Annotated in this window: 22 protein-coding genes, 2 tRNA genes and 1 pseudogene; 9 read left to right on the top strand and 16 right to left on the bottom strand. The window is 69.1% G+C overall.

Translation table 11 applies throughout. The features are described 5' to 3' along the window. Positions 1-182: 182 nt before the first annotated feature. Positions 183-2,777, bottom strand: coding sequence for an aminopeptidase N (pepN, locus tag ACIPC1_RS04340; RefSeq protein WP_402513074.1), 2,595 nt, complete (start codon positions 2,775-2,777; stop codon positions 183-185). 137 nt (positions 2,778-2,914) lie between these two features. Between pepN and ACIPC1_RS04335 the strand changes: the two genes are divergently transcribed. Further along, a complete protein-coding gene (locus ACIPC1_RS04335; RefSeq protein WP_384373958.1) occupies positions 2,915-3,589 on the top strand; it encodes a DsbA family protein in 675 nt (224 codons plus the stop codon). Positions 3,590-3,607: 18 nt separating this feature from the next. Here the strand turns inward: ACIPC1_RS04335 and ACIPC1_RS04330 are convergent, their stop codons facing one another. From ACIPC1_RS04330 to ACIPC1_RS04285, 10 genes and pseudogenes are all read right to left on the bottom strand, one after another. Continuing rightward, positions 3,608-3,826 (bottom strand): hypothetical protein, encoded by a 219-nt coding sequence (locus ACIPC1_RS04330; RefSeq protein WP_384373961.1) that lies wholly within the window; start codon positions 3,824-3,826, stop codon positions 3,608-3,610. A 222-nt stretch (positions 3,827-4,048) separates the two neighbouring features. After that, entirely contained in the window at positions 4,049-4,783 is a 735-nt protein-coding gene (locus ACIPC1_RS04325) for a dienelactone hydrolase family protein (protein ID WP_402513072.1), read from the bottom strand. A 402-nt stretch (positions 4,784-5,185) separates the two neighbouring features. Beyond that, a pseudogene (locus tag ACIPC1_RS04320) lies at positions 5,186-5,467 on the bottom strand (response regulator transcription factor); the annotation flags it as partial. Positions 5,468-5,734: 267 nt separating this feature from the next. Next, complete coding sequence (locus ACIPC1_RS04315) at positions 5,735-6,376, bottom strand: superoxide dismutase (protein ID WP_402513070.1); 642 nt, start codon at positions 6,374-6,376, stop codon at positions 5,735-5,737. Between the two features lie 112 nt (positions 6,377-6,488). Beyond that, a complete protein-coding gene (locus ACIPC1_RS04310) occupies positions 6,489-7,388 on the bottom strand; it encodes a TauD/TfdA dioxygenase family protein (RefSeq protein ID WP_402513068.1) in 900 nt (299 codons plus the stop codon). 33 nt (positions 7,389-7,421) lie between these two features. Beyond that, the gene (locus ACIPC1_RS04305; protein ID WP_402513067.1) at positions 7,422-8,780 is read right to left on the bottom strand and encodes an LLM class flavin-dependent oxidoreductase; all 1,359 of its coding nucleotides are present in this window, start codon (positions 8,778-8,780) and stop codon (positions 7,422-7,424) included. Further along, positions 8,777-9,523, bottom strand: a complete 747-nt coding sequence (locus tag ACIPC1_RS04300; protein WP_402513065.1) for an ABC transporter ATP-binding protein — start codon at positions 9,521-9,523, stop codon at positions 8,777-8,779. The genes ACIPC1_RS04305 and ACIPC1_RS04300 overlap by 4 nt, the downstream gene beginning before the upstream one ends. After that, positions 9,499-10,365, bottom strand: coding sequence for an ABC transporter permease (locus ACIPC1_RS04295; RefSeq protein ID WP_402513064.1), 867 nt, complete (start codon positions 10,363-10,365; stop codon positions 9,499-9,501). Before ACIPC1_RS04295 ends, ACIPC1_RS04300 begins: the two co-directional genes overlap by 25 nt. After that, positions 10,362-11,435: an ABC transporter substrate-binding protein gene (locus ACIPC1_RS04290; protein WP_402513062.1), complete on the bottom strand. Its 1,074-nt coding sequence runs from the start codon at positions 11,433-11,435 to the stop codon at positions 10,362-10,364. Before ACIPC1_RS04290 ends, ACIPC1_RS04295 begins: the two co-directional genes overlap by 4 nt. A 461-nt stretch (positions 11,436-11,896) precedes the next feature. Further along, on the bottom strand, positions 11,897-13,123 hold the full coding sequence (locus tag ACIPC1_RS04285; RefSeq protein WP_402513411.1) for an ROK family protein: 1,227 nt from the start codon (positions 13,121-13,123) through the stop codon (positions 11,897-11,899). A gap of 607 nt (positions 13,124-13,730) precedes the next feature. Here ACIPC1_RS04285 and ACIPC1_RS04280 point away from each other — a divergent pair. Further along, positions 13,731-14,318, top strand: a complete 588-nt coding sequence (locus tag ACIPC1_RS04280; protein ID WP_402513061.1) for a biotin transporter BioY — start codon at positions 13,731-13,733, stop codon at positions 14,316-14,318. 107 nt (positions 14,319-14,425) lie between these two features. Here ACIPC1_RS04280 and ACIPC1_RS04275 read toward each other — a convergent pair whose 3' ends face one another. Further along, on the bottom strand, positions 14,426-15,142 hold the full coding sequence (locus ACIPC1_RS04275; protein ID WP_402513059.1) for a hypothetical protein: 717 nt from the start codon (positions 15,140-15,142) through the stop codon (positions 14,426-14,428). A 242-nt stretch (positions 15,143-15,384) separates the two neighbouring features. Between ACIPC1_RS04275 and ACIPC1_RS04270 the strand changes: the two genes are divergently transcribed. Next, positions 15,385-17,394, top strand: coding sequence for a protein kinase (locus ACIPC1_RS04270; protein ID WP_402513058.1), 2,010 nt, complete (start codon positions 15,385-15,387; stop codon positions 17,392-17,394). 22 nt (positions 17,395-17,416) lie between these two features. Here ACIPC1_RS04270 and ACIPC1_RS04265 read toward each other — a convergent pair whose 3' ends face one another. Next, positions 17,417-18,898, bottom strand: a complete 1,482-nt coding sequence (locus ACIPC1_RS04265; RefSeq protein ID WP_402513056.1) for an amino acid permease — start codon at positions 18,896-18,898, stop codon at positions 17,417-17,419. Positions 18,899-19,117: 219 nt separating this feature from the next. Here ACIPC1_RS04265 and ACIPC1_RS04260 point away from each other — a divergent pair, with 219 nt between their 5' ends. Beyond that, positions 19,118-19,603 carry a ribose-5-phosphate isomerase gene (locus ACIPC1_RS04260; RefSeq protein WP_402513054.1) on the top strand — a complete coding sequence of 162 codons (486 nt, stop codon included), beginning with the start codon at positions 19,118-19,120 and terminating at the stop codon, positions 19,601-19,603. Positions 19,604-19,806: 203 nt separating this feature from the next. Continuing rightward, complete coding sequence (locus ACIPC1_RS04255) at positions 19,807-20,616, top strand: Fpg/Nei family DNA glycosylase (RefSeq protein ID WP_402513052.1); 810 nt, start codon at positions 19,807-19,809, stop codon at positions 20,614-20,616. 120 nt (positions 20,617-20,736) lie between these two features. On the opposite strand, the gene ACIPC1_RS04250 is transcribed toward ACIPC1_RS04255, so the two are convergent. Then, positions 20,737-21,966 carry a GNAT family N-acetyltransferase gene (locus tag ACIPC1_RS04250; protein WP_402513050.1) on the bottom strand — a complete coding sequence of 410 codons (1,230 nt, stop codon included), beginning with the start codon at positions 21,964-21,966 and terminating at the stop codon, positions 20,737-20,739. Between the two features lie 230 nt (positions 21,967-22,196). Here ACIPC1_RS04250 and ACIPC1_RS04245 point away from each other — a divergent pair, with 230 nt between their 5' ends. Then, on the top strand, positions 22,197-23,381 hold the full coding sequence (locus ACIPC1_RS04245) for a PP2C family protein-serine/threonine phosphatase (RefSeq protein ID WP_402513048.1): 1,185 nt from the start codon (positions 22,197-22,199) through the stop codon (positions 23,379-23,381). Positions 23,382-23,712: 331 nt separating this feature from the next. Continuing rightward, positions 23,713-24,165, top strand: a complete 453-nt coding sequence (locus ACIPC1_RS04240) for an HD domain-containing protein (protein ID WP_384374018.1) — start codon at positions 23,713-23,715, stop codon at positions 24,163-24,165. Positions 24,166-24,193: 28 nt separating this feature from the next. Here the strand turns inward: ACIPC1_RS04240 and ACIPC1_RS04235 are convergent, their stop codons facing one another. Further along, complete coding sequence (locus ACIPC1_RS04235) at positions 24,194-25,399, bottom strand: acyltransferase family protein (protein WP_402513045.1); 1,206 nt, start codon at positions 25,397-25,399, stop codon at positions 24,194-24,196. Between the two features lie 613 nt (positions 25,400-26,012). Between ACIPC1_RS04235 and ACIPC1_RS04230 the strand changes: the two genes are divergently transcribed. Next, positions 26,013-26,207: a hypothetical protein gene (locus ACIPC1_RS04230; protein ID WP_190035304.1), complete on the top strand. Its 195-nt coding sequence runs from the start codon at positions 26,013-26,015 to the stop codon at positions 26,205-26,207. A gap of 190 nt (positions 26,208-26,397) precedes the next feature. On the opposite strand, the gene ACIPC1_RS04225 is transcribed toward ACIPC1_RS04230, so the two are convergent. Beyond that, positions 26,398-26,468 (bottom strand) — tRNA-Gly (locus ACIPC1_RS04225). A 152-nt stretch (positions 26,469-26,620) separates the two neighbouring features. Here ACIPC1_RS04225 and ACIPC1_RS04220 point away from each other — a divergent pair. Continuing rightward, positions 26,621-26,697, top strand: a tRNA-Pro gene (locus tag ACIPC1_RS04220). Positions 26,698-26,736 lie beyond the last annotated feature (39 nt).

The following is a 26,736-nucleotide window of genomic DNA, read 5'->3' as shown; positions in this document are numbered from 1 at the left end:
AAATCCGGACAAGCCCGCCCTAAAGTACGGGCGTTCGACTGCCGAAAGGCGCTGCTCCGGATGGGGGGCACGGGAGGTTACGGGTCTGTATATCTGTACTTCGTAACCACTGAGTGCGCCGGTAATTCACCACCCCTGAGGGCATCGGCCACAACCGGTGCCCTCAGGAGTGGTCTCCTGCGTCAGCCCGCGGCCGCTACGTCAACCGCCTGCGCCCGCAACGCGCGGGCCAGATCGTCGCGCGCCTCCAGCACCAGCCGGCGCAGCGCCGGTGCCGCGCTCTCGTGGGCCGCGAGCCACGCGTCCGTCGCGTCCAGGGTCTCCTGGGAGTCCTGGAAGGAGGGGAAGAGTCCCTTCACGACGTCCATGGCGATCTGGATCGAGCGGTCCGCCCAGACCCGCTCGATCGCGGCGAAGTACTTCGGGGCGTACGGAGCGAGCAACTCCCGCTGGGAGGCCTGGTCGAAGCCCGCGATGGTCGCCTCGACCAGGGCGTTCGAGAGGGCGTCGGACTCGACCACGGAGGCCCAGGCCTGGGCCTTGACCGCCGCCGAGGGGCGGGCGGCGAGGCAGCGGACCTGGTGGCGCTTGCCGGACGCCGTGTCGTCGCGGGCGAGTTCGGCGGCCAGTGCGGCCTCGTCGGCGCCCCCGTGCGCGGCCAGCGGTTCCAGGAACGCCCAGCGCAGCTCCTGGTCGACATCGAGTCCGTCGATCTTCGCCGTGCCTTCCAACAGGCCCCGAAGGAGCTGGAGATCGGCCGCGCCGGACGCGACCCGCGCGAAGAAACGGGCCCAGGTCAGCTGGTGCTGACTGCCCGGCTCCGCGAATCGCAGCTCCTTCAACGCACCCTCGGCGAGCAGGCGTTCGCCCTCCGCACGCCAGTCGGGCGCCGCGTAGAAGGTGAGCGCCGAGTCGGCCCAGGCGTGCAGCATCTGCAGGACACCGATGTCGGACTCGCGTCCCGCGAAGCGCAGCACCAGCTCGAGGAAGTCGCGGGCCGGCATGAGGGCGTCACGTGTGAGATTCCACAGCGCCGACCAGCACAGGGCGCGCGCCAGAGGGTCGGTGATCTCGCCGAGCCGCTCCCGCAGCGTCGCCAACGAGCCCTCGTCGAAACGGATCTTGCAGTACGTCAGGTCGTCGTCGTTGACCAGGACGAGGTCCGGGGCTTCGGCGCCCACCAGCTCGGCGACGACCGTACGGGGCCCCTCGACGTCCAGCTCGGCCCGCGCGTACCGCTCCACCGCGCCATCCGGCGTCCGGCGGTACAGGCCCACCGCCACCCGGTGCGGGCGCAGTTCGGGATGAGATTCCGCGGCCTCCTGGAGGATGGCCAGCTCGGTGATCCGGCCCTCCGCGCTCAGGATCACCTGCGGGGTGAGGGAGTTGACCCCGGCCGTCTGGAGCCACGACCGTGCCCAGGACGCCAGGTCGCGCCCGCTGGTCTCCTCAAGGACCGACAGCAGATCGCCGAGGCGCGTGTTGCCGTACGCGTTCCGCTTGAAGTAGCGGCGCGCGCCCTCCAGGAACGCGTCCTGGCCGACGTAGGCGACGAGCTGCTTCAGTACGGAGGCGCCCTTGGCGTACGTGATGCCGTCGAAGTTGAGCTTGGCGTCCTGGAGGTCGCGGATGTCCGCCGTGATCGGATGCGTGGAGGGGAGCTGGTCCGCGCGGTAGGCCCATGCCTTGCGGCGGTTGGCGAAGGTGATCCAGCCATCCTTGAAGCGGGTCGCCCCGACCAGCGAGAACGCGCCCATGAAGTCGGCGAAGGACTCCTTGAGCCACAGGTCGTCCCACCACTCCATGGTGACCAGGTCGCCGAACCACATGTGCGCCATCTCGTGCAGGATGACGTTCGCCCGGCCCTCGTACGACGCCTGGGTCACCTTGCCGCGGAAGATGAACTCCTCGCGGAACGTGACCAGTCCGGGGTTCTCCATCGCGCCGAGGTTGTACTCCGGCACGAAGGCCTGGTCGTACTTTCCGAAGGGGTACGGGTAGTCGAAGTGCTCGTGGAAGAAGTCCAGGCCCTGCTTGGTGACGAGGAAGACGTCCTCGGAGTCGAAGTAGGGCGCCAGACCCTTGCGGCACATCGCGCCGAGCGGGATCTCCAGCGTCGTACCGTCGTCGAAGGTGCGGGTGTAGGTGTCGGTCACGTAGTGGTACGGGCCGGCCGCGAAGGCGGTGATGTAGGTCGAGATCGGCTTCGTCTCGGCGAACTTCCAGACGCCGTCGGTGAGTTCACCGACGCCGTTGCTCCACACGGTCCAGCCCTCCGGGGCCCTTACCTCGAAGCGGAACGGCGCCTTGAGGTCGGGCTGTTCGAAGTTGGCGAAGACGCGGCGGGAGTCGGCGGGTTCGTACTGCGTGTACAGGTACACCTCGCCGTCCTCGGGGTCGACGAAGCGGTGCATGCCCTCGCCGGTGCGGGAGTAGGCGCACTGGGCGTCGACGACGAGTTCGTTGTCCGCCTGGAGGTCTTCGAGGGCGATCCGGGTCCCGTCGAAGACCTCGCCGGGATCGAGATCCTTGCCGTTCAGCGAGAGGGCCGTCACGCTCGGCGCGATCAGGTCGGCGAAGCTGGTGGCGCCCGGCTCGGCGGAGCGGAAGCGGATGGTGGTCACCGAGCGGAAGGTGCGCGGCGCCCCATCGGCGGCCGGGCCGGTGGCAGGGTCCCCGACGGCGGAGCGCAGATCGAGGGACACCTCGTACCCGTCGACGGACAGCAGTGCCGCCCGTTCCCGGGCCTCGTCGCGGGACAGATTCTCACCGGGCACGGGGGCACTCCCTCAGGGCTGGCCGGACAGGTCGGTACCGTGCCGATCCTGCCATGTGCCCCTGACACCGGGCACCCGGGAATGGGTCGGGCGACCGACGGTGTTGGCTTCGGTAACACCACTTTCCGAGGAGAACCATGCCCGAGCAGACCGCCCAGACGAGTTCCGGTTCCGGCAAGACCCCCGTCGACTTCTGGTTCGACCCGCTGTGCCCCTGGGCCTGGATGACCTCGCGCTGGGTGCTGGAAGTGGAGAAGGTCCGGGACATCGAGGTGCACTGGCACATCATGAGCCTCGCCGTGCTGAACGAGCCGAGGCTGGACGAGCTGCCCGAGGAGTACCGCGAGCTGCTCGCCACCAAGGCCTGGAAGCCGATCCGGGTGGTGACCGCCGCCTGGCAGAAGCACGGCGACGACATCCTGGGCCCCCTTTACACCGCGCTCGGCACCCGCATCCACAACGAGGGCCAGGGCCCGACCCTCGAGGCGGTCGCCGCCGCGCTCGACGAGGTCGGTCTTCCGGCGTCCCTGCTCGACTACGCCGACCAGGAGGACTTCGAGTTCGACGCCGAGCTGCGGGCCTCCCACAAGGAGGGCATCGACAAGGTCGGCCAGGATGTCGGCACACCCGTCATCGCCGTCCCCGGCGCCGACGGCGAGCAGATCGCCTTCTTCGGTCCGGTCGTCACCCCGGCGCCCAAGGGCGAGGCCGCCGCCAGGCTCTGGGACGGCACGCTGCTCGTGGCGTCCACGCCCGGTTTCTACGAGATCAAGCGCTCGCGGACGGCGGGGCCGGACTTCAGCAACCTTTAGGTCCTACTCGGCCAGGTCCTACTCGGCGGCGGGGATCCGGAACCCGTCGGGGAGGTCTCCGCCCTCGCTGCTCCTGCCGCGTCGCTGGACTCGTACGCAGCCTTCGTGGGCGCAGCGGATGTAGGCGTCCACGGTGGTCTGCTTGACCGCCTCCCTGGTCGCCGCGCGTTCCGCGTCGCTCTCCAGACGGCGGAAGTCCCGCATCCTGCGGCAGTTCTTGCACCATTTGTACGGCATGTACGCCTCCTTGAAAGACGCCCGGCCCCGCGAGCGTAAGCGCCCGCGGGGCCGATGGAGGTCTTTGCGTGCCCTCCGCTCCTGCCCGTCCCGTTTCTGGTGGCTACCGCCCCCAGATCCCCGCTGTCGGCCTGAACGGCCTCGTTCTCAAGCGCAGGACGGGCGGAAACGGGGCGTGGCCTCGGAGCCGTGTGCTTCAGGGCCGGTATCCGGGCTGGAGCCTCAACGGCCGGTCAGGGTGCGGTCGAGGAGGGGGAGCAGGCGGTCCCAGTGCCGTTGCAGTGCGGCGGGGTTGAAGGCATCGGTGTCGGACATGGTGAAGCCGTGGATGGTGTCGGGGTAGATCTCGGAGGTGTAGCCGACCCCCGCGGCGTCCAGGGTCTGGTTGAGCTCGCCGAGGGCCTCGGGCGTCAGGTCGCCCTCGGCGTGACCGAGGTGGACCTGGGCGGTGAGCTTGGAGAAGAGCTCGGGCCCGTCGACGCCCACGGGGCCGTGGAATGCGGCGACGGCGGCCACCTGGTTGGGGTGGGCCGCGGCGGTACGCATCGCCAGGAGGCCGCCTATGCAGTAGCCGGTCACCGCGACCGGACCGGCGCCGACCTCGGGCTGGGTGGTGAGGAAGCTGAGGTAGGCGTCGGCGTCGCTCAGAATACGGTCGGTGGTGTGCGCCTCGATCAAGGGCATCAGCTGGGCGAAGATCGCGGGCCTGTCCTCGTCTCCGATGTGCTCGGGAAGCGCGATCACCGGTGCCGGGCCGTGCCGGTAGAAGGGATTGGGGACGAGCACGTAGTACCCGTGCCCGGCCAGTTCGCGGGCCAACTCCCGTAGCACGGGCCGGATGCCGAAGCCGTCCGCGTACATCAGCACCCCTGGGTGCCGCTCACCGTCGTCGGGGAAGGCGGCGAAAGCGTCGGCCTGGCCGTCCGCGGTGGCAATGTGCAGCGTCTTGGTGGGCATGAGTTCTCCTGTCGTGGTTGACGTGTCGAGCGGTGATCAACACGACAGGAGGCGGAGCCCGCGCAGCAGCGCCGGATCCTCGATCCAACAGTGGGCCGACACCGGCCCGTACGGCGCTCAGTGGAGCGCCGGGTCACCAATCCGTGTGTGGCGCAATGAGGTCCCGGTAGTCATCGCCGCACAACGTAGCCCACCGGACAGAAGAGATGCCAGCTCTCCCTGGGCCACCGTGCCATTCGCGAGAACGATCTCGGCCACCACCTCGGACCCTGTGCCCGGTCGACACACTGCCCGTGACGGGAATACCGATCTTGCGGCTGCAAGGTCCTCACCGCATGTCGAGAGACTCGACGCTCCCTCCATGGCGACCCGGGAATCTCATCACCGCGTCACAAGTGCTGTTCAGCGGTCATCGCTTGCGAGATCACGACGCGGATTCCGAGTACCGGGTAGTGCGCGTGAGAGCAGCGACGCGCGCCGCAGCAACCCCTTCTCCATCGCCACCACCACCGCCCGCGTCCGGTCGTTCACGTCGAGCTTGGCGAACAGGCGCGGCAGGTGCGTCTTGACGGTGGCCTCGGCGATGACCAGCCGGCGCCCGATCTCGGCGTTGGTGAGGCCGTCCGTCACGGCGTTCAGGACGTCCGTCTCGCGGGCCGTGAGCGGGACCGGGGCGGGCTGCCGCAGGGGCAGTTGACGGACAGAGGCGGTCGGTTGAACTTGCCGTCCACCAGCCGGTGGACTCGGTTGGACTTGCCGTCCACCAGCCGGTGGACTCGGTTGAACTTGCCGTCCACCAGCCGGTGGACCCCGGGGATGGGGAAAGCCCCCGCGAGTCATGTCCTCGCGGGGGCTTTCCTTCCATCCGCCTGCCACGTGAAGGTTGAGAAGACGATCACGAGCAGGACGCTTATGCGTGCCCCGAAGGGCGATGCCCCGACGGGCTGGGCCTCAGGGGGCGAGCAGCAGTACATCCGCGCGGGACTTCGCGGCGGCGTAACGCCGCGCCACGTCCTGCCAGTTGACAACGGCCCACATGGCGTCGATGAAGTCGACCTTCTGGTTCTTGTACTGCAAGTAGAAGGCGTGCTCCCAGGCGTCGAAGACGAGGACCGGGACCGAGCCCTGGCCGACGTTGCCCTGGTGGTCGTAGACCTGCTCGACGACGAGACGCCCGCTCAGCGGCTCGTACGCGAGGACGCCCCACCCGGACCCCTGGGTGGTCGCGGAGGCCTTGGTCAGCTGGGCCTTGAACCCGGCGAAGGAGCCGAAGGATTCGGTGATCGCGTCCTCCAGTTCGCCCACGCCGTCGGCGGCCAGCGGCTCGCCGCCGCCCTCACCGGTCATGTTCTGCCAGTAGATCGAGTGCAGGATGTGGCCGGAGAGGTGGAAGGCCAGGCTCTTCTCCAGCCCGTTGACCGAGCCCCACGCCTCCTTGTCGCGCGCCTCCGCGAGCTGCTCGAGCGTGTCGTTCGCACCCTTCACATACGCCGCGTGGTGCTTGTCGTGGTGCAGCTCGATGATCTCGGGGCTGATCACGGGGGCGAGTGCGGAGTAGTCGTACGGCAGCTCGGGAAGTGTGTAGACGGGCATGGCGGGTCCCCTCGACCTCTTATTGCAATCTATATGCAACTACACGCTAGCAACAAAAAGGCCCTCGCGTGACGCATGCGAGGGCCTTTCGGGGGACGGGGGAGCCGCCTGGTTACTCGACTGTCGTGACCGAGGTGTAGTGCGAGGCGTCGCCCGCGATCGAGTAGCTCTCCTTGCCCTCGACGCCGACCGGTACGTCACCGGCGACGGTCACGCGGTGCAGGCGGCGGGGCTGACCGTCGTAGTTGTCGATGGCGTAGTGCTGGGTGATCCGGTTGTCGAAGAGGACGAGCTGGTCCGGGGACCAGCGCCAGCGCAGGATGTTCTCGGGCCGGGTGACGTACGCCTGGAGGATGTCGAGGATCTTGCGGGACTCGCCCAGCGACAGGCCGAGGATCCGCTGCGCGAACCCGCCGATGAACAGCCCGCGTTCGCCGGTCAGCGGGTGGACCCGGACGACCGGGTGGGCCGTGCGGAAGTTGATGGACGTGAACTGGGCGCGCTGCTCGGCCTGTTCCTCGTCGATCTCCTCGTCCGGCACCGCGTAGTCGTAGTCGTTCGTGTGCTCGGCCCAGAGGTTGTCGGCGAGTTGGCGCAGCGGCTCGGGCAGATCGCGGTAGGCCGCCGCGGAGTTGGCGATGAGGGTCTCGCCGCCGTACGGCGGGATGGTGATGCTGCGCAGGGTGCTGGCCTGGGGCGGGTTGAGGACGAAGGTGACGTCGGTGTGCCAGTGGTTGGCGCGGCCCCGCTCGCTGTCCACGGGCAGCACGTTCGGGGCGCCGTCGACCGCCGGCACGGTCGGGTGCGCGGTGGTGAGGTCGCCGAACCGGCGGGCGAAGGCCTGCTGGCCCTCGTCGTCCAGGCCGTGGGCGTCGAAGACCAGCGCCTTGTGCTCGTTGAGGGCGGCGCGGACGGCGGCGATGGTCTCGTCGTCGAGGGGCTTGGCGATGTCGACGCCGGATATCTGCGCGCCGATCTTCGCGGTGACCTTGCGGATCTCTATCTCGGACATGTGCGGGTCCTTTCGGTTCGGACGCGGGCGGTCTCAGTGGGCGGCGAGTACGGGGCTTGCGTACTGGTTGGCCGGCCGCGGAAGCCCGTACCGCTCCCGCAGGGTCTGCCGCGGCCCGTACTCGCTGCGGAGCAGACCGCGGGCACGCAGGATCGGCACGACCTGGTCGACGAAGAGTGCGAGGCCGGACGGCAGCACGGCGGGCATGATGTTGAAGCCGTCCGCGGCGCCGAGCCGGAACCAGTCCTCGATCGCGTCGGCGACCTGCTCGGGCGTACCGGTGAACGTCAGGTGCCCGCGCCCGCCGCCGAGCCGGCCGATCAGCTCGCGGACGGTGAGCCGCTCGCGCCGGGCGAGTTCGACGACGAGCGTGTAGCGGCTCTTGGCGCCCTCGATGGCACTCTCCGGCGGCAGATCGGCGGGCAGTCGGGCATCGAGTTGGAGCGTGCCCGGCTCCAGGCTCAGCAGGTGTTCCAGGCGGAACAGCCCGTGCTCGTACACGATGTGGTCCTCAAGGACCCGCTCGTGTGCGCGCGCCTCGGCCTCGGTCGAGCCGATCACCGGGACGATGCCGGGCAGGATCTTGATGTGGTCCGGGTCCCGGCCGGCCTTGCCCGTACGGGACTTGAGGTCGGCGTAGAAGTCCTGCGCGTCCTTGAGGGTCTGCTGCGCGGTGAACACCGCCTCCGCGTACCGGGCCGCGAAGCGCTTGCCGTCGTCGGAGGACCCCGCCTGCACGAGCAGCGGGTAACCCTGCGGCGTACGGGGGACGTTGAGGGCGCCCTCGACACTGAAGTACGTCCCCTTGTGGCGCGGCGGATGAAGCTTGCGCTCGTCGCCCCAGACGCCCGTCGCCTTGTCGCCGACGACCAGGTCGTCCTCCCAGCTGTCCCAGAGCTTGAGCGCCACGTCGAGGAACTCGGCGGCGCGCTCGTAGCGGGTGGCGTGGGCGGGCTCGTCGTCGAGCCCGAAGTTGCGGGCGGCCTCGGCGCCGGCGGTGGTGACGATGTTCCAGCCGGCCCGGCCGCCGCTGAGGTGGTCGAGGGAGGCGAATCTCCGGGACAGGTTGTAAGGGGAGTTGTACGAGGTCGAGGCGGTGGCGATCAGGCCGATGTGCTGGGTGGCCGTGGCGATCGCCGTGAGCAGGGTGATGGGTTCGAGGGTGCCGGACGGGCGCTGGCCGACGCTGTTGAACAGCACCGGGCCGTCGGCGAGGAAGAGCGAGTCGAAGGTGCCGCGTTCCGCGATGCGGGCGAGGTTGACGTAGTGCCCGAGGTCGACGCTCGCGTACGGGTCGCTCTCGGGCAGCCGCCAGGAGGCCTCGTGGTGCCCGGTGTTCATCAGGAAGGCGTTCAGGTGCAGTTGGCGGGGAGTGTCGGCCGAGTCGGTCACTTGTGGTCCTCCGTGACGCCCAGGGCGGCGAGCAGCCGCTCGCGGTACTCACCGAGCAGGGGGTCGCGATACGAGCGGGGATGGGGGATGTCGACGGTCAGATCAAGGCCGATACGCCCCTGGTCGAGCACGAGCACCCGGTCGGCGAGCACGATCGCCTCGTCCACATCGTGCGTGACGAGCAGCACGGAGGGCCGGTGGCGCTCCCACAGCTCGCGCAGCAGGACGTGCATCTTGATCCGGGTGAGCGCGTCCAGGGCGCCGAACGGCTCGTCGGCAAGGAGGAGTTCGGGTTCACGGACCAGTGAGCGGGCCAGTGCGGCGCGCTGGGCCTCGCCGCCGGACAGCTCGTTGGGCCAGGCCCGTTCGCGGCCCGCGAGGCCCACCTCGGCGAGCGCTGCGCGACCGCGTTCGGCGGCCTCCTTGCCGTCCGCGCCCAGCAGTACGTTGTCCAGGACCCGGCGCCAGGGGAGCAGCCGGGAGTCCTGGAAGACGACCGACACCCGTTCCGGGGCGGTCAGTTGACCGCTGCCGACGACGGTGTGGTCGAGGCCGGCGATGGCCCGCAGCAGGGTGCTCTTGCCGGAGCCGCTGTGTCCGAGCAGGGCCGTGAACTGGCCCGCCGGAAGGTCGAGGTCGATGTCGTCGAGGACCTTGCGGCCCTCGAAGGAGCGTGTCAGACCCCGGAGTTGGACGGTGAGCCTTTTCTGAGTGGATGTCAGTTGCTCAGCGTGCGTCGCCATGACAGCACCCTCCGTTCGATGAGACGGACCGCGCTGTCGGAGACCAGACCGAAGACCCCGTAGATCAGCAGACCGACGAGAATGACGTCGCTCTGGCCGTAGTTCTGGGCCTGGAACATCATGTAGCCGAGTCCGTTGGTGGCGTTGATCTGCTCCAGGACGACCAGGGACAGCCAGGACCCCGTCACCCCGAGCCGCAGTCCGACGAAGAAGCCGGGCAGTGCGCCGGGGATGACGATCTGCCGGACGAAGGCGACCCTGGACAGCCCCTGGACCTCGGCGAGTTCGACATAGCGGTGGTCGATGCCGGACAGCGCGGAGTGCAGGTTCAGATAGATCGGGATGTAGACGACGATGGAGATGATCGCGATCTTGAAGGTCTCGCCGATGCCCAGCCAGAGGATGAACAGCGGGATCAGACCGAGCGTCGGGATGGCCCGGTTGAGCTGCACCGTCCCGTCGATCAGCGCCTCGCCGATCCGGCTGAGTCCGGACGCGAGCGCCAGGACCACCCCGGCGGTCAGGCCGAGGGCGAACCCGTATCCGGCGCGTTCCAGGGACGTGAGCACATCCGTGGGGAGTGTGCCGTCCGTCCACAGGCGACCGGCGGTGCTGAGGACCGTCCAGGGCGCCGGTATCGCGCCGGGATCCAGCTGCCCGGCGGCCGAGGCCGTGGCCCAGAGGGCGAAGAACAGGGCGGGTCCGATGATGCGGGAGGCGGGCAGCCGCTTGCCGGGGGCGAGTCCGCGGCGCCGGGTGCGAGTGGGCTTCTGCGTGACCTCGACAGGAGCGGTGGCCGGAGGGGTCACTGTGCTGGTCGTGGTGGTGGTCACGGCGGTCAACTCCGGTACTCGGCGGGTACGGACTTCGCCGCGATGCCCTCGAAGCGCCGGTCGAAGAGCGAGTCGACCGTGAACGCCTTCACGAAGCCGCCCTCGGCCAGCAGATCCGCGGTCTCCTGCTCCCACTTCACCGCCTCGTCCCAACTCGGCGGGTACAGCGGCTTGTTGGCGAGCTCGGTGATCGCCTGGGCCTGTTCGAGGGTCAGGTTCTGCGTCTTGACGAAGAACTCCTCGTTCCACTCGTCGGGGTGCTCGTACGCCCACACGGTGCCCTGCGCCCAGCGCGGGATGTACGCGGCGACCGCGGCGGCCTTCGCGGAGTCGGCGAGGACGGAGGTGGGCGCCCACAGCAGGTTGAGGAGGTCCACGACGTCGGTGGCGATGATGTGCGCGCCCTTGGACTCGTACTGCTTGAGGTAGGCGGGCACCTGCTCGTGGCCGAGCGGAGCGATGTCCACCTGGCCGGACTGGAGCGCCGTGAGGAACTGGTTGCTGGTCAGCGGCACCAGCTCCACGTCGTCGTACGCCAGCCCCGCCTCCTTCAGGGCGCGCAGGAGTACGACGCCCTGTGCCTGGCCCTGCGAGAAGGCCAGCTTCCTGCCCTTGAAGCCCTGGACGTCCTTGATGTCGCTGCCGGGCTTGGTGGCGAAGGCGTAGTTGGGCTTGCGGGTGATGTTGATCGCGACGATCTTCGCGTCGAAGCCCTGGAAGTGCGCCTGGATCGGCGGGATGCCCGCGTTGTTGCCGACGTCCAGGGACTTGGCACGGAACGCGTTGATGACATCGGGCCCTGCGCCGATGTTCGGCCAGTCGGCGACGGTGAACGGCAGGTCGTCGAGGCCCGCCAGCTTGAACTGGACCTGCTGCCGGCCCTGGTACGAGGCGATCTTCAGGCTCGTACCGGAGGGAACTTTGGCGGCCAGCGGGGCGGACGTGGACCCCTTGGCCGAGGTGCTGGCGGCACTGCTGCCCGCGCAGCCGCTGAGGCCGGCGACAGCGGCGGCACCGAGCAGGGAGGACAGGAACAGCCGCCGGTCGATACCGGACGCGGAGGAGGACAGTGGTGGCATGGGAGTACTCCGGGGATTCAAGTGGCAGGAAGACGCGCGGAATTCCGGACAGGGCAGAGCCGGGAAAAGGTGAATGAGCGCATGAGGAGACACACGCCGAGGACGCGGACGTACACGCCGAAGGCGCGGCAGGGAGAACCCGAGTGTTCGACTGGACGTCAGTGCGTCAGTGCGTGATTCAGTGCGTCAACGCGTCAGCAACAAAGCGCGCGTGCGACCCGCATGAGGTCGATGACACGGCACTTGGTGAGCGGAACCTGCACTCGCGAGCTGCTCATGAGAAGGATGCTCCTTGTCGCCCGTAAGGCCTGTCAACATTCGGAGTTTCTGAATTAAATCGGCCCCGGTGAAGGCCTCGGCGTCGACGGCGGCCCAGGTATCCGCGACGGCATCGGTTCCGGTTCCGGTTCCGGTTCCGGCGTCGGTATCGGTTCCGACGACGGTCCTGGCCCTGGTCCCGGTCATGGCATGGGCCCCGGTATCGGCTCCGGCGACGCGCCCAGCGGATCCCGGTAGAACACGTCGAGAGCCACCGAACCGCCGGCCACGGCCAGTACGGATTCCGGGAAACTGGTCGGCACGACCGCGGCCGCCCGATCGCGCCCGACCGCCTCGCGCAGCGCCCGCAGGCAGTCCTCCCGGTACATGACACCGACCTCGGTGACGACGACGGTCTCCGGATTGAGCACGTCGAGCAGCAGCCCCGCGGCCCGCCCGATCATCCGGGCGCGCTCCAGCAGCAGTCGTACGGCGACCCGGTCGCCCTCCGCCGCCGCGGCCACGACGTGCATCGGGTTCACGCCGACGATGACTCCCGCTTCGCGGGCCCGCCGGCACAGCGTCCGCTCGCTCAACTCGGCCTGGAGGCAGCCGGTCCGGCCGCAGCCGCACCGCTCCGTGCCGCCCGCGAGCGGCAGATGGGCGATCGCCCCGGCCTGGGAGCGGGGGCCGTAGTGCACCTCGTCATGGGTGGCGAAGGCCGCGTCCACCACGTTGCCGACGAACAGATGCAGCACGCTCCGGCTGCCGCGCGCCCGCCCGAAGAGCCGCTCACCGTTGACCAACGCCCGTGCGTGGCCGTCCACATGGACCGGCAGCCCGGTACGCGCGCCGAGCGCATCCCGGACGGCGACCTCACGCCAGCCCAGCATGGGGTGCTCCACGATGGTCCCGGAGTCCCGGTCCACCCAGCCCCCGGTCGCCACGCCCACGCCCAGCGGCGTACGGCCGGGGACGTCGGCCAGTAGCGAGCCGAGCCCGTCGGCGGCGTTCGCCAGCACCCGGCCGGGCTCGGTGCCATCGCTGTGGCTCAACTCCCGCTCCGCCACCACCCGACCGCGCAGATCGAGCAGCGCGACCGTCGTGTACGGCACCGCCACGTGCACTCCGCCGACCACGAAACGGGCGTCGTCCAGGTCGACCGGTACGTGTGGGCGCCCCACCCCTTTCGACTGCCGGGGCGCGGGCGCCTCCTGGATCAGACCGAGCTCCGCGAACTGGGCGCAGTAGTCGGTCACCGACGCAGGGGACAGCCCGGTCAGCCGGGCGACGGTGCTCCGGGCGACCGGCCCGTGCTCCAGCACGGACCGCAGGATGACACTGGCGCTGGTCCTGCGACGCGCGCTGTCGGCGGCTCGATGGGGAGTGCTGGGAGGGGGCGTTCGGGGAGGTGCCGCGGTACGGGGCATGGAGAGCATGGAGAACTTCCTCGGGGCCGGTCCGACACTGCGCCGTCTTCGTCTCGGCGAGCCGGATCCGCTCCGTCCCGCCTACACCGTGCGGCGACAGGTGGCCGTGCCCTGGCGGCGCAGGTCGACATAGCGACGCGACGCGAAGTTCTCAGCCTGGGCAACCATGGGTCGAGGGTAGGCGTTGTCCGGCGGATCCTGCTAGGGGCGGGTTTCTTCGCCCCCGCCGCCCCTTCCCGTCCCGTTTCCGGGGCTGCCGCCCCGGGCCCCCGCTGTCGGTCTGGAGCCAGCCCCTCCGGCGTTTGAGGAGTGGGGGTTTGGGAGTGGGGGTTTGGGGGCGGAGCCCCCAAGGGACGGGAATGGGCAGGGGCGGAGGGGGCGAAAACCTTTGGCGGGACCCCACAGTCCCGGCTCACCCCGCCCCGCACCCAAACCGACCCCACCTCAGTGACCAGCATCACGCCCTCGCAGGTGTACCCCCCACCCTTTGTGAGAAGCCGACCAACTCCCCGCTCCTCCCTTTGTCGACCGCTGACGGTGATCGCCCACGCACCCCTGGGATAGCGTCACGGTGTCCCGAACCTGCCGTCACCCCGCCGGAGTCCCCATGAGCACCGCTGCCGCCACCCCCCGCACGGGCATACGCCCCGGCGAGGTCCTCGCCGACCTGCTCCCCGCCTCCCGCGTCAGGGACACCGCCCTGGTCCTCGGCGGCGCCGCCCTCACCGGCCTCGCCGCCCAGATCGCCCTCCCCGTGCCGGGCTCCCCGGTGCCGGTGACGGGCCAGACCTTCGCGGCACTCCTCGTGGGCACCGCCCTCGGCACCAGCCGGGGCCTCTTCTCCCTCGCCATGTACGCACTGCTCGGCCTGGCCGGCGTCCCGTGGTTCGCCGGCGGCTCCTCGGGCGCGACCGTGTCGTTCGGCTACATCCTCGGCATGCTGCTCGCCGCCACCGTCGTAGGCGCACTCGCCCGCCGCGGCGCCGACCGCTCGGTCCTGCGCATGGCGGGCACGATGCTGCTGGGCGAGGCGATCATCTACGCGATCGGCGTCCCGTACCTGGCCACCGTCGCCGACATGTCGCTCGGCACGGCCGTGGCGGTGGGCCTCACCCCGTTCCTGCTCGGCGACGCCCTGAAGGCGGCGTTGGCGATGGGCGTGCTGCCCACGGCCTGGAAGTTCATCAACCGCTGACGTTCAGCGGGTGAAGCAGTGCGAAGGGGCTGGGAGCCTGATGCGGCCCCCAGCCCCTTCGCCCTTCACTTCTCGACCCAGCTCAATTCAGCTCGATCCAGCTCGATTCAGCGCTGCTCAGGCCGCCGGTGGACCCACCAAAGGCCGGCCGCCCCCGCCGAGACCAGCGCCGCGCCCGCCGCGCCGAGCGGCAGGACGTCGCTCCCGCCGCCGGTCCTGGGCAGCTCGTCACCGCCGGGTGCCACCGGAGTGTTGTCGGTGCCGAGCAGCAGCGGGGTGGCCGGGGCGTTCGGCGACGGGTTCGTCGTACCGAACGGCACCGGGCCCTGCTGCCAGTACGTCTTCGCCCCGTCGCTCGTCTGCACCGGCAGACAGATCTTTCCGGTCCTGCTCAGGTCGAAGGTGGCGTCGACGTCGTACGACTTCGACTTGCCCGCCGCGAGATTGCCGACGGCGCAACTGAAACCACTGTTCGATCCTTCGGGAAGATCCCCTTCGGCGATCGCGGAACAGCCCTTCACACCTTTGACCGTCAGACCGTCGAAACCGACCACCAAAAGCCTGATGTCGCCGCTTTCCTTGGTCCCTTCGTTCTTCACGGTGGCGGTAATCGCCGTCTTCTGCGAACTGTTGTCCGCGGAAATGCTCTCCGGCAGCAACGTGGTCAGCTTTACACCCGCTGGTGCCTCGTCGACCGCCTTTCCCCCTTTACTGCTCCCCGGCCCCTGATCGTCCGCCGCAGCGGTGTTGGAAAGGATCATCACGGCCGAGAAAGATGCCGTGAGCAGCGATCCAGCGATGATCGTCGTACGACGAGAACCCATGTTCGTCCCCCCTTGGCTGCGCCTGAATTCGCAGTACTTGAAGAGGTACCACAAGATTTCTCCGCACTATGCTGGTACGGCATGAAGTGTGACCATTGTGTTTCTGATTGCTTCTGATGTGACGGGCGATTGTGACGGGTGTTGAGGGGGTGCTGGGATTGTCGGGGAATGCGCAGGGTGGTGTTCCGGGGTTATTGGTGACCGGGCGTTATCGGCTGGTCGAGAGTATTGGGCAGGGGGGAATGGGGCGGGTGTGGCGAGCCGCCGACGACATGCTCGACCGGCAGGTCGCCGTCAAGGAAATGCGGATAGACGGACTCGACCCGGAGGACACCCGCACCCGCCGGGAACGCACCTTGCGTGAGGCCAGGGCCACGGCCCGGATCGACCACCCCAACGTCGTACGCATCTACGACGTCGTGGACGAGGGCGAGCGGCTCTGGATCGTCATGGAACTGGTCGCCGGCCGCTCGCTGGAGCAGATCGTGGTGGAGGACGGGCCGCTCAGCACGCGCGAGGCGGCCCGCATCGGGCTCGAACTGGTCGTGGCGCTGCGCCAGGTGCACGCCGGGGGAGTGCTGCACCGCGACATCAAACCGGGCAACGTCCTGGTCGAGCGGAGCGGTCGCCGCGTCGTCCTGACCGACTTCGGCATCGCCGCGATCCAGGACACGAAGGCGCTGACCATGGCCGGGATGCTGGTCGGTTCCCCCGACTACATGGCACCAGAACGCATCTCGGGCCGCCCGCAGGGCCCGCCCTCCGACGTGTGGTCCCTGGGCGCGACCCTCTGTGCGGCACTCGGCGGCCGTTCCCCCTTCTCCCGCGCCACCACCCTGGCCACCCTGCACGCCGTGCTGTACGAGGAACCCGAACTCCCCGCCTCTGCCAGCGAGTTGCGCGACATCCTGGCGGAACTCCTGGAGAAGGAGCCGTCGACCCGCCCCGGCCTGGAGGAACTTGAGGCGGAACTACGGCGGTTGGTGTCACCGGCACCGGCACCGGCACCGGCACCGGGGGCAGGAGAGGTATTCGCCGCGGGAGAAGCGGCCGAGGCTGGAGCAGCAGCAGCAGCAGCCGCTCCCGATCCGGACGCCCCGTGGTCGGAACGCGCCCCCGGCCCCGAGCCGGCGCACGAAGCGCCGGAGCCCGCGCCCCCCGTTCCACCGGTCCGGGCCGAGGCGCCCACGCCCGTACTCCTGGACGCGGAGTTCATGAGCGAGGTACGGCAGCCGGACCCCGCGCACGAGCCCGTGCCCACGCGTGAGCCCGAACCCCGGTCCGAGCCCGAACCCAGGACGGATCCCGAGCCCGATCTCATACAGGACGCGATACCGGCGCAGCACGCCCCGACGCGGAAGAGCTCGCTCGACTTCAAGAAGCCACGGCCGAAGCAGCAGCCGCCGTTCGCAGACGGGGAAGCGCCGCCCGAGCCCCCCGGCGCGGGGAACCCCCGTAGCGCCGCCAACGCCTCCACCGAAGTCCCCTCCGCACTGCGCGCGGAGGTCGGCTCGACAACCCCCTCCTCCGCCCCGTCTGCGGAGGCGGTGACGGAGGCCCGGATCCGGTCGGCGTCCGTTCCCACGTCGATGCCCCCCGGCGAACTCCCCGGCCCCGCCGTGCCCGTCGGCCCGCGCCCGAGCCGGCGCCGCCTGGGACTGGTCACCGCGAGCGCCGTAGCCGCGGCGGGAGTGGCCGTCTGGCTGGTCGTGGCGGCAACCGGCGGTCCGCCCGACGACAACAAGGCGGGCTCCTCGCCCTCAGCGGCGCCGACAGGCTCGGTGGGCAGCGCCTCGCCCACCGTCGAGGGCACCTCGCGTCCGCCCAGCCTGCCCCCGGGCGCGCACCGCGAGGCCGGCGGATACGCGTGGGTGACGCCCAAGGGCTGGCGACGGGACCTGAAGACGGGCGCCGAGGTGCACTACACCTCGCCCGACGGCAAACAGGAGCTCGTGGCCAAGTCCTCCCTCGCCAAGGGCGACCTCATGGAGACCTGGCAGACCTCGGAGCGGAACGCCCGCCAGGGGCAGGGCTATCAGAAGATCCGCCTGGCGGAGACGACCTTCCAGGGCCGGCCCGCGATCGTCTGGGAGTACCTCTTCACGTTCCAAGGGACGCCCTGGCACGCCCAGTTGCTCGGCTTTGACGCCGACGGGAAGTCGTACCAGGTCAACACCTGGTATCAGCCGGACATAGAGGACCAGGCGCTCCAGGTCTACGAACAGGTGAAGAAGAACTTCACCGTGCTCTAGACGGCAGGGAGATACGGCCGACTCAGCCGACCTTCACCGGAGCGTCGTCATGAGGCTCGTCGGCGATGCGGCGCACGGTCGGGGCGCCGGCTCCTGCCCTCTGCCGGATCACGGCGATCACGAGCACCACCGCCGCGACGAGCAGGGACAGCAGGACCGTCTCCCGGCCGTCGTGTTCCGTGTCCGTCAGCATGTAGCCGAGCACGAACACGATCAGCGCGGCCGTCGCCCAGGTCAGATACGGGTACAGCCACATCTTCACGACGAGCTTCTCCGGCGACTCGCGCTGGATGATCTTCCGCATCCGCAGCTGCGAGAAGCAGATGACGAGCCAGACGAACAGGGCGACCGCACCGGAGGAGTTGACCAGGAAGAGGAAGACCGAGTCCGGGAACTTGTAGTTGAAGAAGACGGCCACGAAGCCGAAGACGACCGAGACGATGATGGCGGTCATCGGCACACCGCGCGAGGTGGTCCTGGCGAACGCCTTCGGCGCGTCGCGCCGCTGCCCGAGCGAGAACGCCATCCGGGAGGCCGTGTAGAGCCCGGAGTTCAGGCAGGACAGTACGGAGGTCAGCACGATGAAGTTCATGATCTGACCGGCGTGCGCGATACCGAGGGAGTCGAGGGCGGCGACGTAGGAGCCCTGCTCCTTGATCGACGGGTCGTTCCACGGCAGCAGGGCCACGACCACGAGGATCGAGCCGAGGTAGAAGACGCCGACGCGCCAGATGATGCTGTTGGTGGACTTGGTGACGGCACGCTGCGGGTCCTCGGACTCACCGGCGGCAAGGGTCGCGATCTCACTGCCCATGAAGGAGAAGACGACCAGCAGCACACCGGTGAGGATCGCGCCGGGCCCGTTGGGCAGGAAACCGCCGTGGTCGGTGAGATTCCCGAGCCCGGCCTTCTCGGCGTCGACACCCGGCAGTACGCCGAAGATGGCCAGCCCGCCGATCACGATGAACGCGCCGATCGCCACGACCTTGATCCCGGCGAACCAGAACTCGAACTCGCCGTAGGACCCCACGGACACGAGGTTCGTCGCGGTGAGGACGAGCATCACGATGAGCGCCCACCCCCACTGGGGAACGGCGGGAATCCACCCTTCGAGGATCTTGGCCCCGGCGGTGGCCTCGACGGCCAGCACGACCACCCAGAAGAACCAGTACAGCCAGCCGATCGAGAATCCGGCCCAGCGCCCGAGCGCGCGGTCAGCGTGCGCCGAGAAGGAACCGGACGTCGGATTCGCGGCGGACATCTCGCCGAGCATCCGCATGACAAGGACGACGAGTGTCCCCACCAAGGCGTACGAGAGGAGGATGCCGGGCCCGGCGGTGGCGATACCGGAGCTGGAGCCCACGAAGAGCCCGGCTCCGATGACACCGCCGATGGCGATCATCGACAGATGACGGTTCTTGAGTCCGGCCTGGAGGCCGCCACCGGGTTCTCCGGGGCCGTCGGGGCCGCTTGCGGCCTTCGTGGGGGTCGGCTGCGAGGTCATATGAGGGGGATTCCTTTTCGCCGGGTGAGTAGATCGCCCGTACGAGCGGGGTAACTGGGGCGTACGAGCCGGTCCAGTGAATCGGAGGTAAAGGAATTCGTGAACCTTTGAATCCAGATCGTTACTTGAGGTTTCCTTGAGGTTCCATGGTGTTGCTCACAGTTTTCGTGGACGACACCCGACGAGGCCGATCCGAAACAGCCGTGTCACACTCGAACCATGCGTGTGTATCTCGGCTCCGATCATGCCGGTCTCGAACTGAAGAACCACCTCGTCGAGTGGCTCAAGGCCGCCGGGCACGAGCCCGTCGACTGCGGACCCCTCATCTACGACGCCCAGGACGACTACCCGCCCTTCTGCCTCCGCGCCGCGTCGCGGACGGCGGCGGACCCCGATTCCCTCGGCATCGTGATCGGCGGCTCCGGCAACGGTGAGCAGATCGCCGCGAACAAGGTCGCCGGCGTGCGGGCCGCCCTCGCCTGGAGCGAGGAGACCGCCTCCCTGGGTCGCCGGCACAACGACGCCAACGTCGTGGCCGTCGGCGCCCGTATGCACTCCGAGGAAGAAGCGACGAAGTTCGTCGAGACCTTCCTCACCACCCCGTTCTCCGGCGACGACCGCCACATCCGCCGAATCAACATGCTCACGGCCTACGAATCAACAGGCGACCTCCCCCCCATCCCGGCCCACCACCCACAGACCTGACCTTTCGCCGCCCTGCCGCGGGCGGCACTGTTCAGCTCCGGCCAGGCTGAAAATCTTCAGCCCGTCCGGCGTTTGAGGACGAGCGCGTTCAGCGCGACAGCGGGGGTCTGGGGGCGGCAGCCCCCAGGGTCAAGGGACGGGTAGGGGCGGAGGGGGCGAAAAAACTCCACGCCCCGCCAGAGCACATACGCAGGAGGCCCCCCGTGCCCGAAGGGCACACGATCCACCGCCTGGCCGAGGACTACGAGGCCAGGTTCGCCGGCGGGATCGCCCAAGTCACCAGCCCGCAGGGCAAGTTCGCAGACGCCGCAGCCCTCCTCGACGGCACCGAACTCGACTCCGCCGACGCCCACGGCAAACACCTCTTCCTGCACTTCGGAGCCGAGGACTGGATCCACATCCACCTCGGCCTCTTCGGCAAGGTCACCTTCGGCGACGCCCCCGCACCCCCACCCACGGACACCGTCCGACTCCGCCTCGCCAACCCCACCGCGTACGTCGACCTCCGCGGCCCCACCACCTGCGCCCTGATCACGGACGACGAGAAGCAGGCGATCCACGACCGCCTCGGCCCGGACCCCCTCCGCCCCGACGCCGACCCGTCAACGGCGTACCACCGAATCGCCCGCAGCCGTACGACCATTGCCGCCCTCCTCATGGACCAGAAGATCATCGCGGGCGTGGGCAACGTCTACCGCGCCGAAGTCCTCTTCCGGCACGGCATCGACCCGTACCGAACGGGCAAGGACCTCACGCGCGCCGAGTGGGACGCGATCTGGACCGACCTCGTGGACCTCATGCGCGAGGGCGTCCGCAACAACCGCATCGACACGGTCCGCCCGGAACACACCCCCGAGGCCATGGCCCGCCCACCCCGCGTGGACGACCACGGCGGCGAGGTGTACGTGTACCGCAGGGCCCACCTGCCCTGCCACATCTGTGGCGACGAGATCCGCACGGCCGATCTCGCCGCCCGCAACCTCTTCTGGTGCCCGCGCTGCCAGCAGCCCTAGGGGGCCGGGCAGGCAACTCCAGGACCAGCAGTCCCGGGGCTGGCAACCCCAGGACCGGCAGCCCCAGGACCGCCCCTAGAGCCCGTGCGGCAGCCAGGGCGCGACGGCCGAGGATCTGCCTTAGAACCCGTGCGGCAGCCAGGGCGCGACGGCCGACGAGAATGCCACCGAGGCCTCGACCAGCGCGCCCTGCCGCAACTCCCGCACCCGCCCCGCCGCCCCGAGCGAGGCCACGGACACCCCGCCCAGATAGGCCGCCCCCAACTCCCGTACGGACAGGGCGAGATCGGCCGGATCCTGCGTACGTACGCAGGACGCCCCCTTCGCGTCACCCGAGAGCCGCCAACGCCCCTCGTTCCAGGGGCAGAACGTGTCCTCGACCTCGAACACCAGGTCCACCGGCGTCTGATACGTCCGCGCCTCCAACGCGGCACCGACCTCGACGAGTCGCACATGCAGTGCGTCCCTCAGTCGCGGACTGCAGCGACGGATGTCGGAGACCATGTGCTGCCAGGCATCGTCGACGGGCCGGCCACGGGTGCGGAGTGTGGACGTCAGGTCGATCTCGAAGAGGAACCGCCACAGCGCGCCCTGCGCCGCCGGGTCGAGACCCTCCAACTCCTCCAGCACGACCGTGCCCTTGGGCCCGGACGCATCCCACTCCGGCTTGACCCGGTACCGGGCGTAGCCCACGACCTCGTCGTCCCGCTCGGCGACCACACACTGCAACGGCGATGCGCCGTCCCGTCTGCTCTCCGGGTCGAGCAGCCCCAGCTGCTCCCAGCCGGGCCCTCGCGCCAGCATGCCCGGACGCCCCGGCACCAACCGCGCGTAGACCGCCTCGCAGGCGTTGAGGACATCAGCCGGTGCGGCGTACCGCAGGTGTACGTCGTCGGTGCCGGGCGGCACGGACAGTCGTACGCGACTGGTGTCGATCTCGGCGTTGAACTGATACGTCCCGACGCCGTAGCCGAACCGGCCGTAGATCGCCGGCTCCGACGCCGTCAGGACAGCGAGCGACTCGCCCCACGAGCGGATGTCGTCCAGCTGGCGCCGCATCATGGACCGCAGTACCCCGCGCCGCCGGTGGGTGGCCGCGACGCTCACCATCGTGATGCCGGCGGCCGGTACGGAGGCGCCGCCCGGCACCGTGACGCGGAAGGAGAACGCGCTCGCGGTGCCCACCACCTGGTCACCGTCCCAGATTCCGATGGAACGGTCGTATTCTGTGAGTGCGTTGTCCAGTTCACGCTCGTCGGACGGCTCCGGCACTCCGCCGAAGGCGAGGACCAGGTTGTCGTACCACGCGTTCCACTCGGTCTGCTGAAGTACCCGCACGTCAGTCGTCATGGGCCATGCCTACCAGGGCAATGCGGTACGAGCCAGGGAATTTCCCCCCACCGTCACGGACGCCTTGTGCGAGGTCCTGTACGACGTTTTCCATGAGGTCTTCCGTGACGTCTACTGGACGTTCGCTGGATGTCTTCTGTGGATTTCTCTGTGAAGTTGAGCGCTCGGACGGGGGACAAGTGGGACCTCCCGTGCCAAGCACCTGGTCCGATGGATAAGGTCCCGAACTAATGGCAGCAGGACGAGAGCGGCGCGCTGAAGCCGATACGTTCACGGCCCGGTTGAAGAAGCAGGCACACCGGGCCCGCACCGGCCTGCGCAGATCCGCCGTGGACTACTTCCGGGGCGACGGTTCCGACTGGATCGCGCTCGCCGGCCTGCTGCTGACGATTCCGGTGATCGCGGCCACCACGCTGGTCAACTCGGTGTGGTGCTCACCCGCGGCCCTGGTCCTCCCGATCGTGGCGGGCGGCCTGCTGCTGCGCCCCGCCAGCCTGCTGGGCCTGTACGCCGCGGCCGCCACCGCCCTGATAGTGGAGTCCGTGCAGCTCGGCCCGTACACGGAGGGTCCCTCCAGGGTCACGCCGGGTGTGGTCCTGGTCGTCGCGGCCTGTGGCTTCTTCGGTCTGCTGATCGCCCAGTTCCGCAGCCGGGTGGGTGTGCCGTGGAGGCGCGGCGGCACCATGCTCTTCGACCTGCGTGAACGCATCCGGGTGCAGAGCAAACTGCCGCAGCTGCCGCTGGGCTGGCACCGGGAGATGGCGCTGCGGCCGGCCGGCGGGCAGTCGTTCTCGGGCGACTTCGTGGTGGCGGCCCGTACGAACGGCGGCCGGACCATGGAGGTCGTCCTGACCGACGTCTCGGGCAAGGGCATGGACGCGGGCTCGCGGGCACTGCTCCTGTCCGGAGCTTTCGGCGGCCTGCTGGGCTCTCTCCCCCCGCACGCCTTCCTCCCTGCCGCGAACGGCTACCTTCTCCGCCAGGACTGGGACGAGGGCTTCGCCACGTCGATCCACCTCGTCCTCGACCTGGACTCGGGCGACTACGAACTCTTCTCCGCCGGACACCCGCCCGGACTCCAGCTCAGCGCGGGCAACGGCCGCTGGGAGGAGAAGGCCGCGGAAGGCCCGCTCCTCGGGGTGTACGACGGTGCCCAGTTCGACCCCGTCAAGGGCTCCCTGCGCCCCGGCGACGTCCTGATGCTCTTCACCGACGGTCTTGTCGAAACCTCCGAGCGCGACATCGTCGAAGGCATCGACCGCCTCACCGGCGAAGCCGACCGCTATGTCGCCGGCGGCTTCCACGGAGCCGCCTGGCACCTCATCGAAGCGGTCGCCAAGGACGTCAACGACGACAGGGCTCTACTCCTGATCTGCCGCGAGGGCGGAACGACGGCGGCCGCGGCGATCCTCTGAACCTTCCAGCCACTAGCCACTAGCCACTAGCCAGTGCGCCGCTGGAGGTCTGCCGACCTGTCCCGCGTCCCCGCGTCCCCGCGTCCTGCGTCCCCGCGCCCCGCGATCAAGGGCGAGGCAGCACCATCCCGATCTCCCACCCACCCGCCTGGGGCCGGAGATTTTCAGCCCGTCCGGCGTCTGAGGACGAGCGCGTTCAGCGCGATGGCGGGGGTCTGGGGATGGCAGCCCCCAGGAACAAGGGACGGGCAGGGGCGGAGGGGGCGAAAACCCGGCCTGACGGCGCCTCCGTCCGCCCCCACGTCACGCCACATGGGGCGACACTGTTCCCGTGACGCGAACTCTCCTGACCCTGGCTGAAGTCGAAGCCCTCGCCCGCGAGGCGCACGCCGCCCAGACCGACAAGGCGGGCCGCCCCTACGCCGAGCACCTCCAGGCCGTGGCGGAGGGTGTCCGCGAACGCGGCGGCGACGACGAGCAGATAGCGGCGGCCTGGCTGCACGACGCGGTCGAGGATGACGCGCTGTCGGAGGACTGGCTGACCGAGGCCGCCCTCACGAACCGCACGAAGGCCATCGTGCTGGCGCTCACCAAGCGGGAGAGCGAGCCCCCGGAGTCGTACGCGAAACGTATCCGCACCACCCCGGGCGCCCTCCTGGTGAAGGCCTCGGACCTGGCACACAACGCCGACCCGGCCCGCCTCGCGGTCCTCGACGAACACACCAGAGCCCGGCTGACGAAGAAGTACGCCTCGATGCGCGCGCTGCTGGGCCTCGCTCCCTGAGCACCCACCTGCCCCTCACTCTGAGGGGTTACGCCCTGCCCGCCCCCGCCCCCGCCCGCTCACGGGCAAGCTCCGCCGCGTCCCGCTTGAACGCCCACTCCATGCTGGGCTCCATCGCGAAGCGGAAGACCCGCTGGACGGGCGGCGTGCACAGCAGCGTGACGCTCACGGCCGCGACGAGTGTCACCAAGGCCTGCCCGAGCGGCTCGTGCAGCCAGTTGTGGTCGAACCAGCCCCAGTAGTCACCGCCCTTGACCAGGAAACCGTGCAGCAGGTAGCCGTACAGCGTGCCCGCGCCGAGCGCCGTGAACCAGAGCTTGCGGCGCGGCACCCAGGAGAAGAAGCACGCGGTGAGCAGCAGCGAGCAGCCGAGGAGACCGAGCGTCATGACGGGACCGGCCCACCACGGCGACCCCAACTGCTGTGCGCTGTCACGGTGGTAGAACCAGCCCGTGTTCATCCGCGGCACCGCCCAGTAGCCCACGACCAGCGCGGCCGCGAAGACCGGCACCGACAGGATCCGGACCTCGCGGCGGCGCACCAGCTGGAAGTACTCCGGCTTCATGTACAGGCCCAGGACGAAGAACGGCAGGAACTGCAGCACGCGTTGGAGGTCCAGATCGTCACCGATCTCCGGTGACACGCTCGCGAGCATGGCGATGACGACGGCGAGCGGGAGCGGCCACCGCACCAGCTTCCACAGCGGTGTCGTCAGCCGCCAGATGAACAGCGCGGCCAGGAACCAGGTGAGGTACAGCGGGTCGAGCAGGCTGATCGGCTGGCCGGGAGAGTGGTCGGCCCAGCGTGCAAAGAGGGAGTAGGCCACTTCGAAGACGATGTACGGCACGGCGATACCGGTCACCAGGCGCTTGAGCCGGTCGGCGCGCATGTCGAAACTGCGCGAGAAGTAGCCGGAGATGAGGATGAAGGCCGGCATGTGGAAGGCGTACACGACGGTGTACAGCGCTTCGAGGCCGCGGCTCTGGCCCTTCACCGGCTCCCACGCGTGGCCCATGGCCACGAGCACGATCGCCAGGTACTTGGCGTTGTCGAAGAACGCGTCGCGTTGCTTGGCGGGCTTGGCTGGCTTGACGGACGAGGCGCCCGGGTCGGCGGCACCGGTGGCCGCCCCCGGACTCAGGGACGAGCGCGGACCCGGAACTCCCCGCGCAGGCTGCTGCGACGGGGGGAGTGGGGCTCCAAGGGGGCCTTGCGGTCGTAGCGAGTTCGTCACAGTTCCTCCGGCAGAAAATCCGGGGAGACGATTCGTGACCTCGCTGCGCATACGGGGGACGTGGCGGCGTGGAACATCTGAGGCACCCTAGCGTTGTCCATGCGTCCTCGTAAAACTGCCGATGGCATTCCTGGCTATTGCCTGCGAGTACGCAGGAATCGAGAAGGCTCACCGTCTCGTTCGCCAGTGATCCCGTATACCGATTCGCCTACCACATACGGACGTTCTGTCCGCATTCATCCGGACTGAATGGTACATAAGGCGCGCGGGCGACTCTGGGGATATGTCCGTTTCATTGTCTTTTATTAATCCGTCTGTGGTGTCTTCGGCGTACCTGTGACAACAATTCGAATTCCCTGCGAACAGGATGTGTGGACATGGCAACGATCACTCTGAATTTCCCGTGGGGACGTACCTTCGAATTGCAGTGCGCAGCACCGCAGTTCACCCGGCCGGAGGGGTAACGGCGGTGCGAGGTCCAGGTGCCCGTGGCCGACGATGTGTCACCTGCGGCATACGGAAGCCGGGTTGGTGGCACGATGGTTCTGGCGGGGGTGTGTGGGGCTGCACCCCCGGGCCGGGAGAGCGGACCGACCGTAGGGTGTGATCAGTTGTGGCCATTTCGCTGTCAGTGGTGCTCCTGTTGGCGATCATCCTCGTGGTGTTGATCCGAGGAGGATCGATCAAGGCGGGACCAGCCGTGGTGGCGGTGCTCTTCGGCTTCTTCCTCGCGTCGACAGGTATGGCCGACGACATCCAGCGGTTCCTCAACTCCATAGCGGAGACCATCAACTCGATCCAGTTCTGAGCGGACGGCCACGCCCGGCGGCCAGCGCCGGGCCGCCGGCACTTCGCCATGCCTGGATGCCATGTCCGGGATGCCCTGCGCGCGATGTCATGCGCCGGCCGTCATACGCCGCCGCCACCTGGAGGGCGGCACCTGTGAACGCACTTGGGGCCCGGTTCCACGGAACCGGGCCCCAAGTGTCTTGATACAGAGCGGGCGACGGGAATCGAACCCGCGTAGCTAGTTTGGAAGACTAGGGCTCTACCATTGAGCTACGCCCGCACAGGGCGCACCGCAGGTCAGCGACCCCGGCACAGAAAGCATCGTAGCGGGTCGTGCCCGTTCGTCGCACATCCCATTACGTGCCCCGTGCACGCTCCCGAAATGCGGCAGCCGTACCCGCCTGGGGCATGTATCTTACGTGTCGCACCAGACGGGGTGTGGCGCAGCTTGGTAGCGCGTCCGCTTTGGGAGCGGAAGGCCGTGGGTTCAAATCCCGCCACCCCGACCACCGTGCCGGCCACCCTGCCGGACGATCGCCAAGATCACC

The organism is Streptomyces sp. NPDC087263 (genome assembly GCF_044744645.1).
GTDB lineage: Bacteria > Actinomycetota > Actinomycetes > Streptomycetales > Streptomycetaceae > Streptomyces.
Note: the sequence above shows the minus strand (reverse complement) of the source record. Positions and strands in the feature narration are given on the sequence as shown.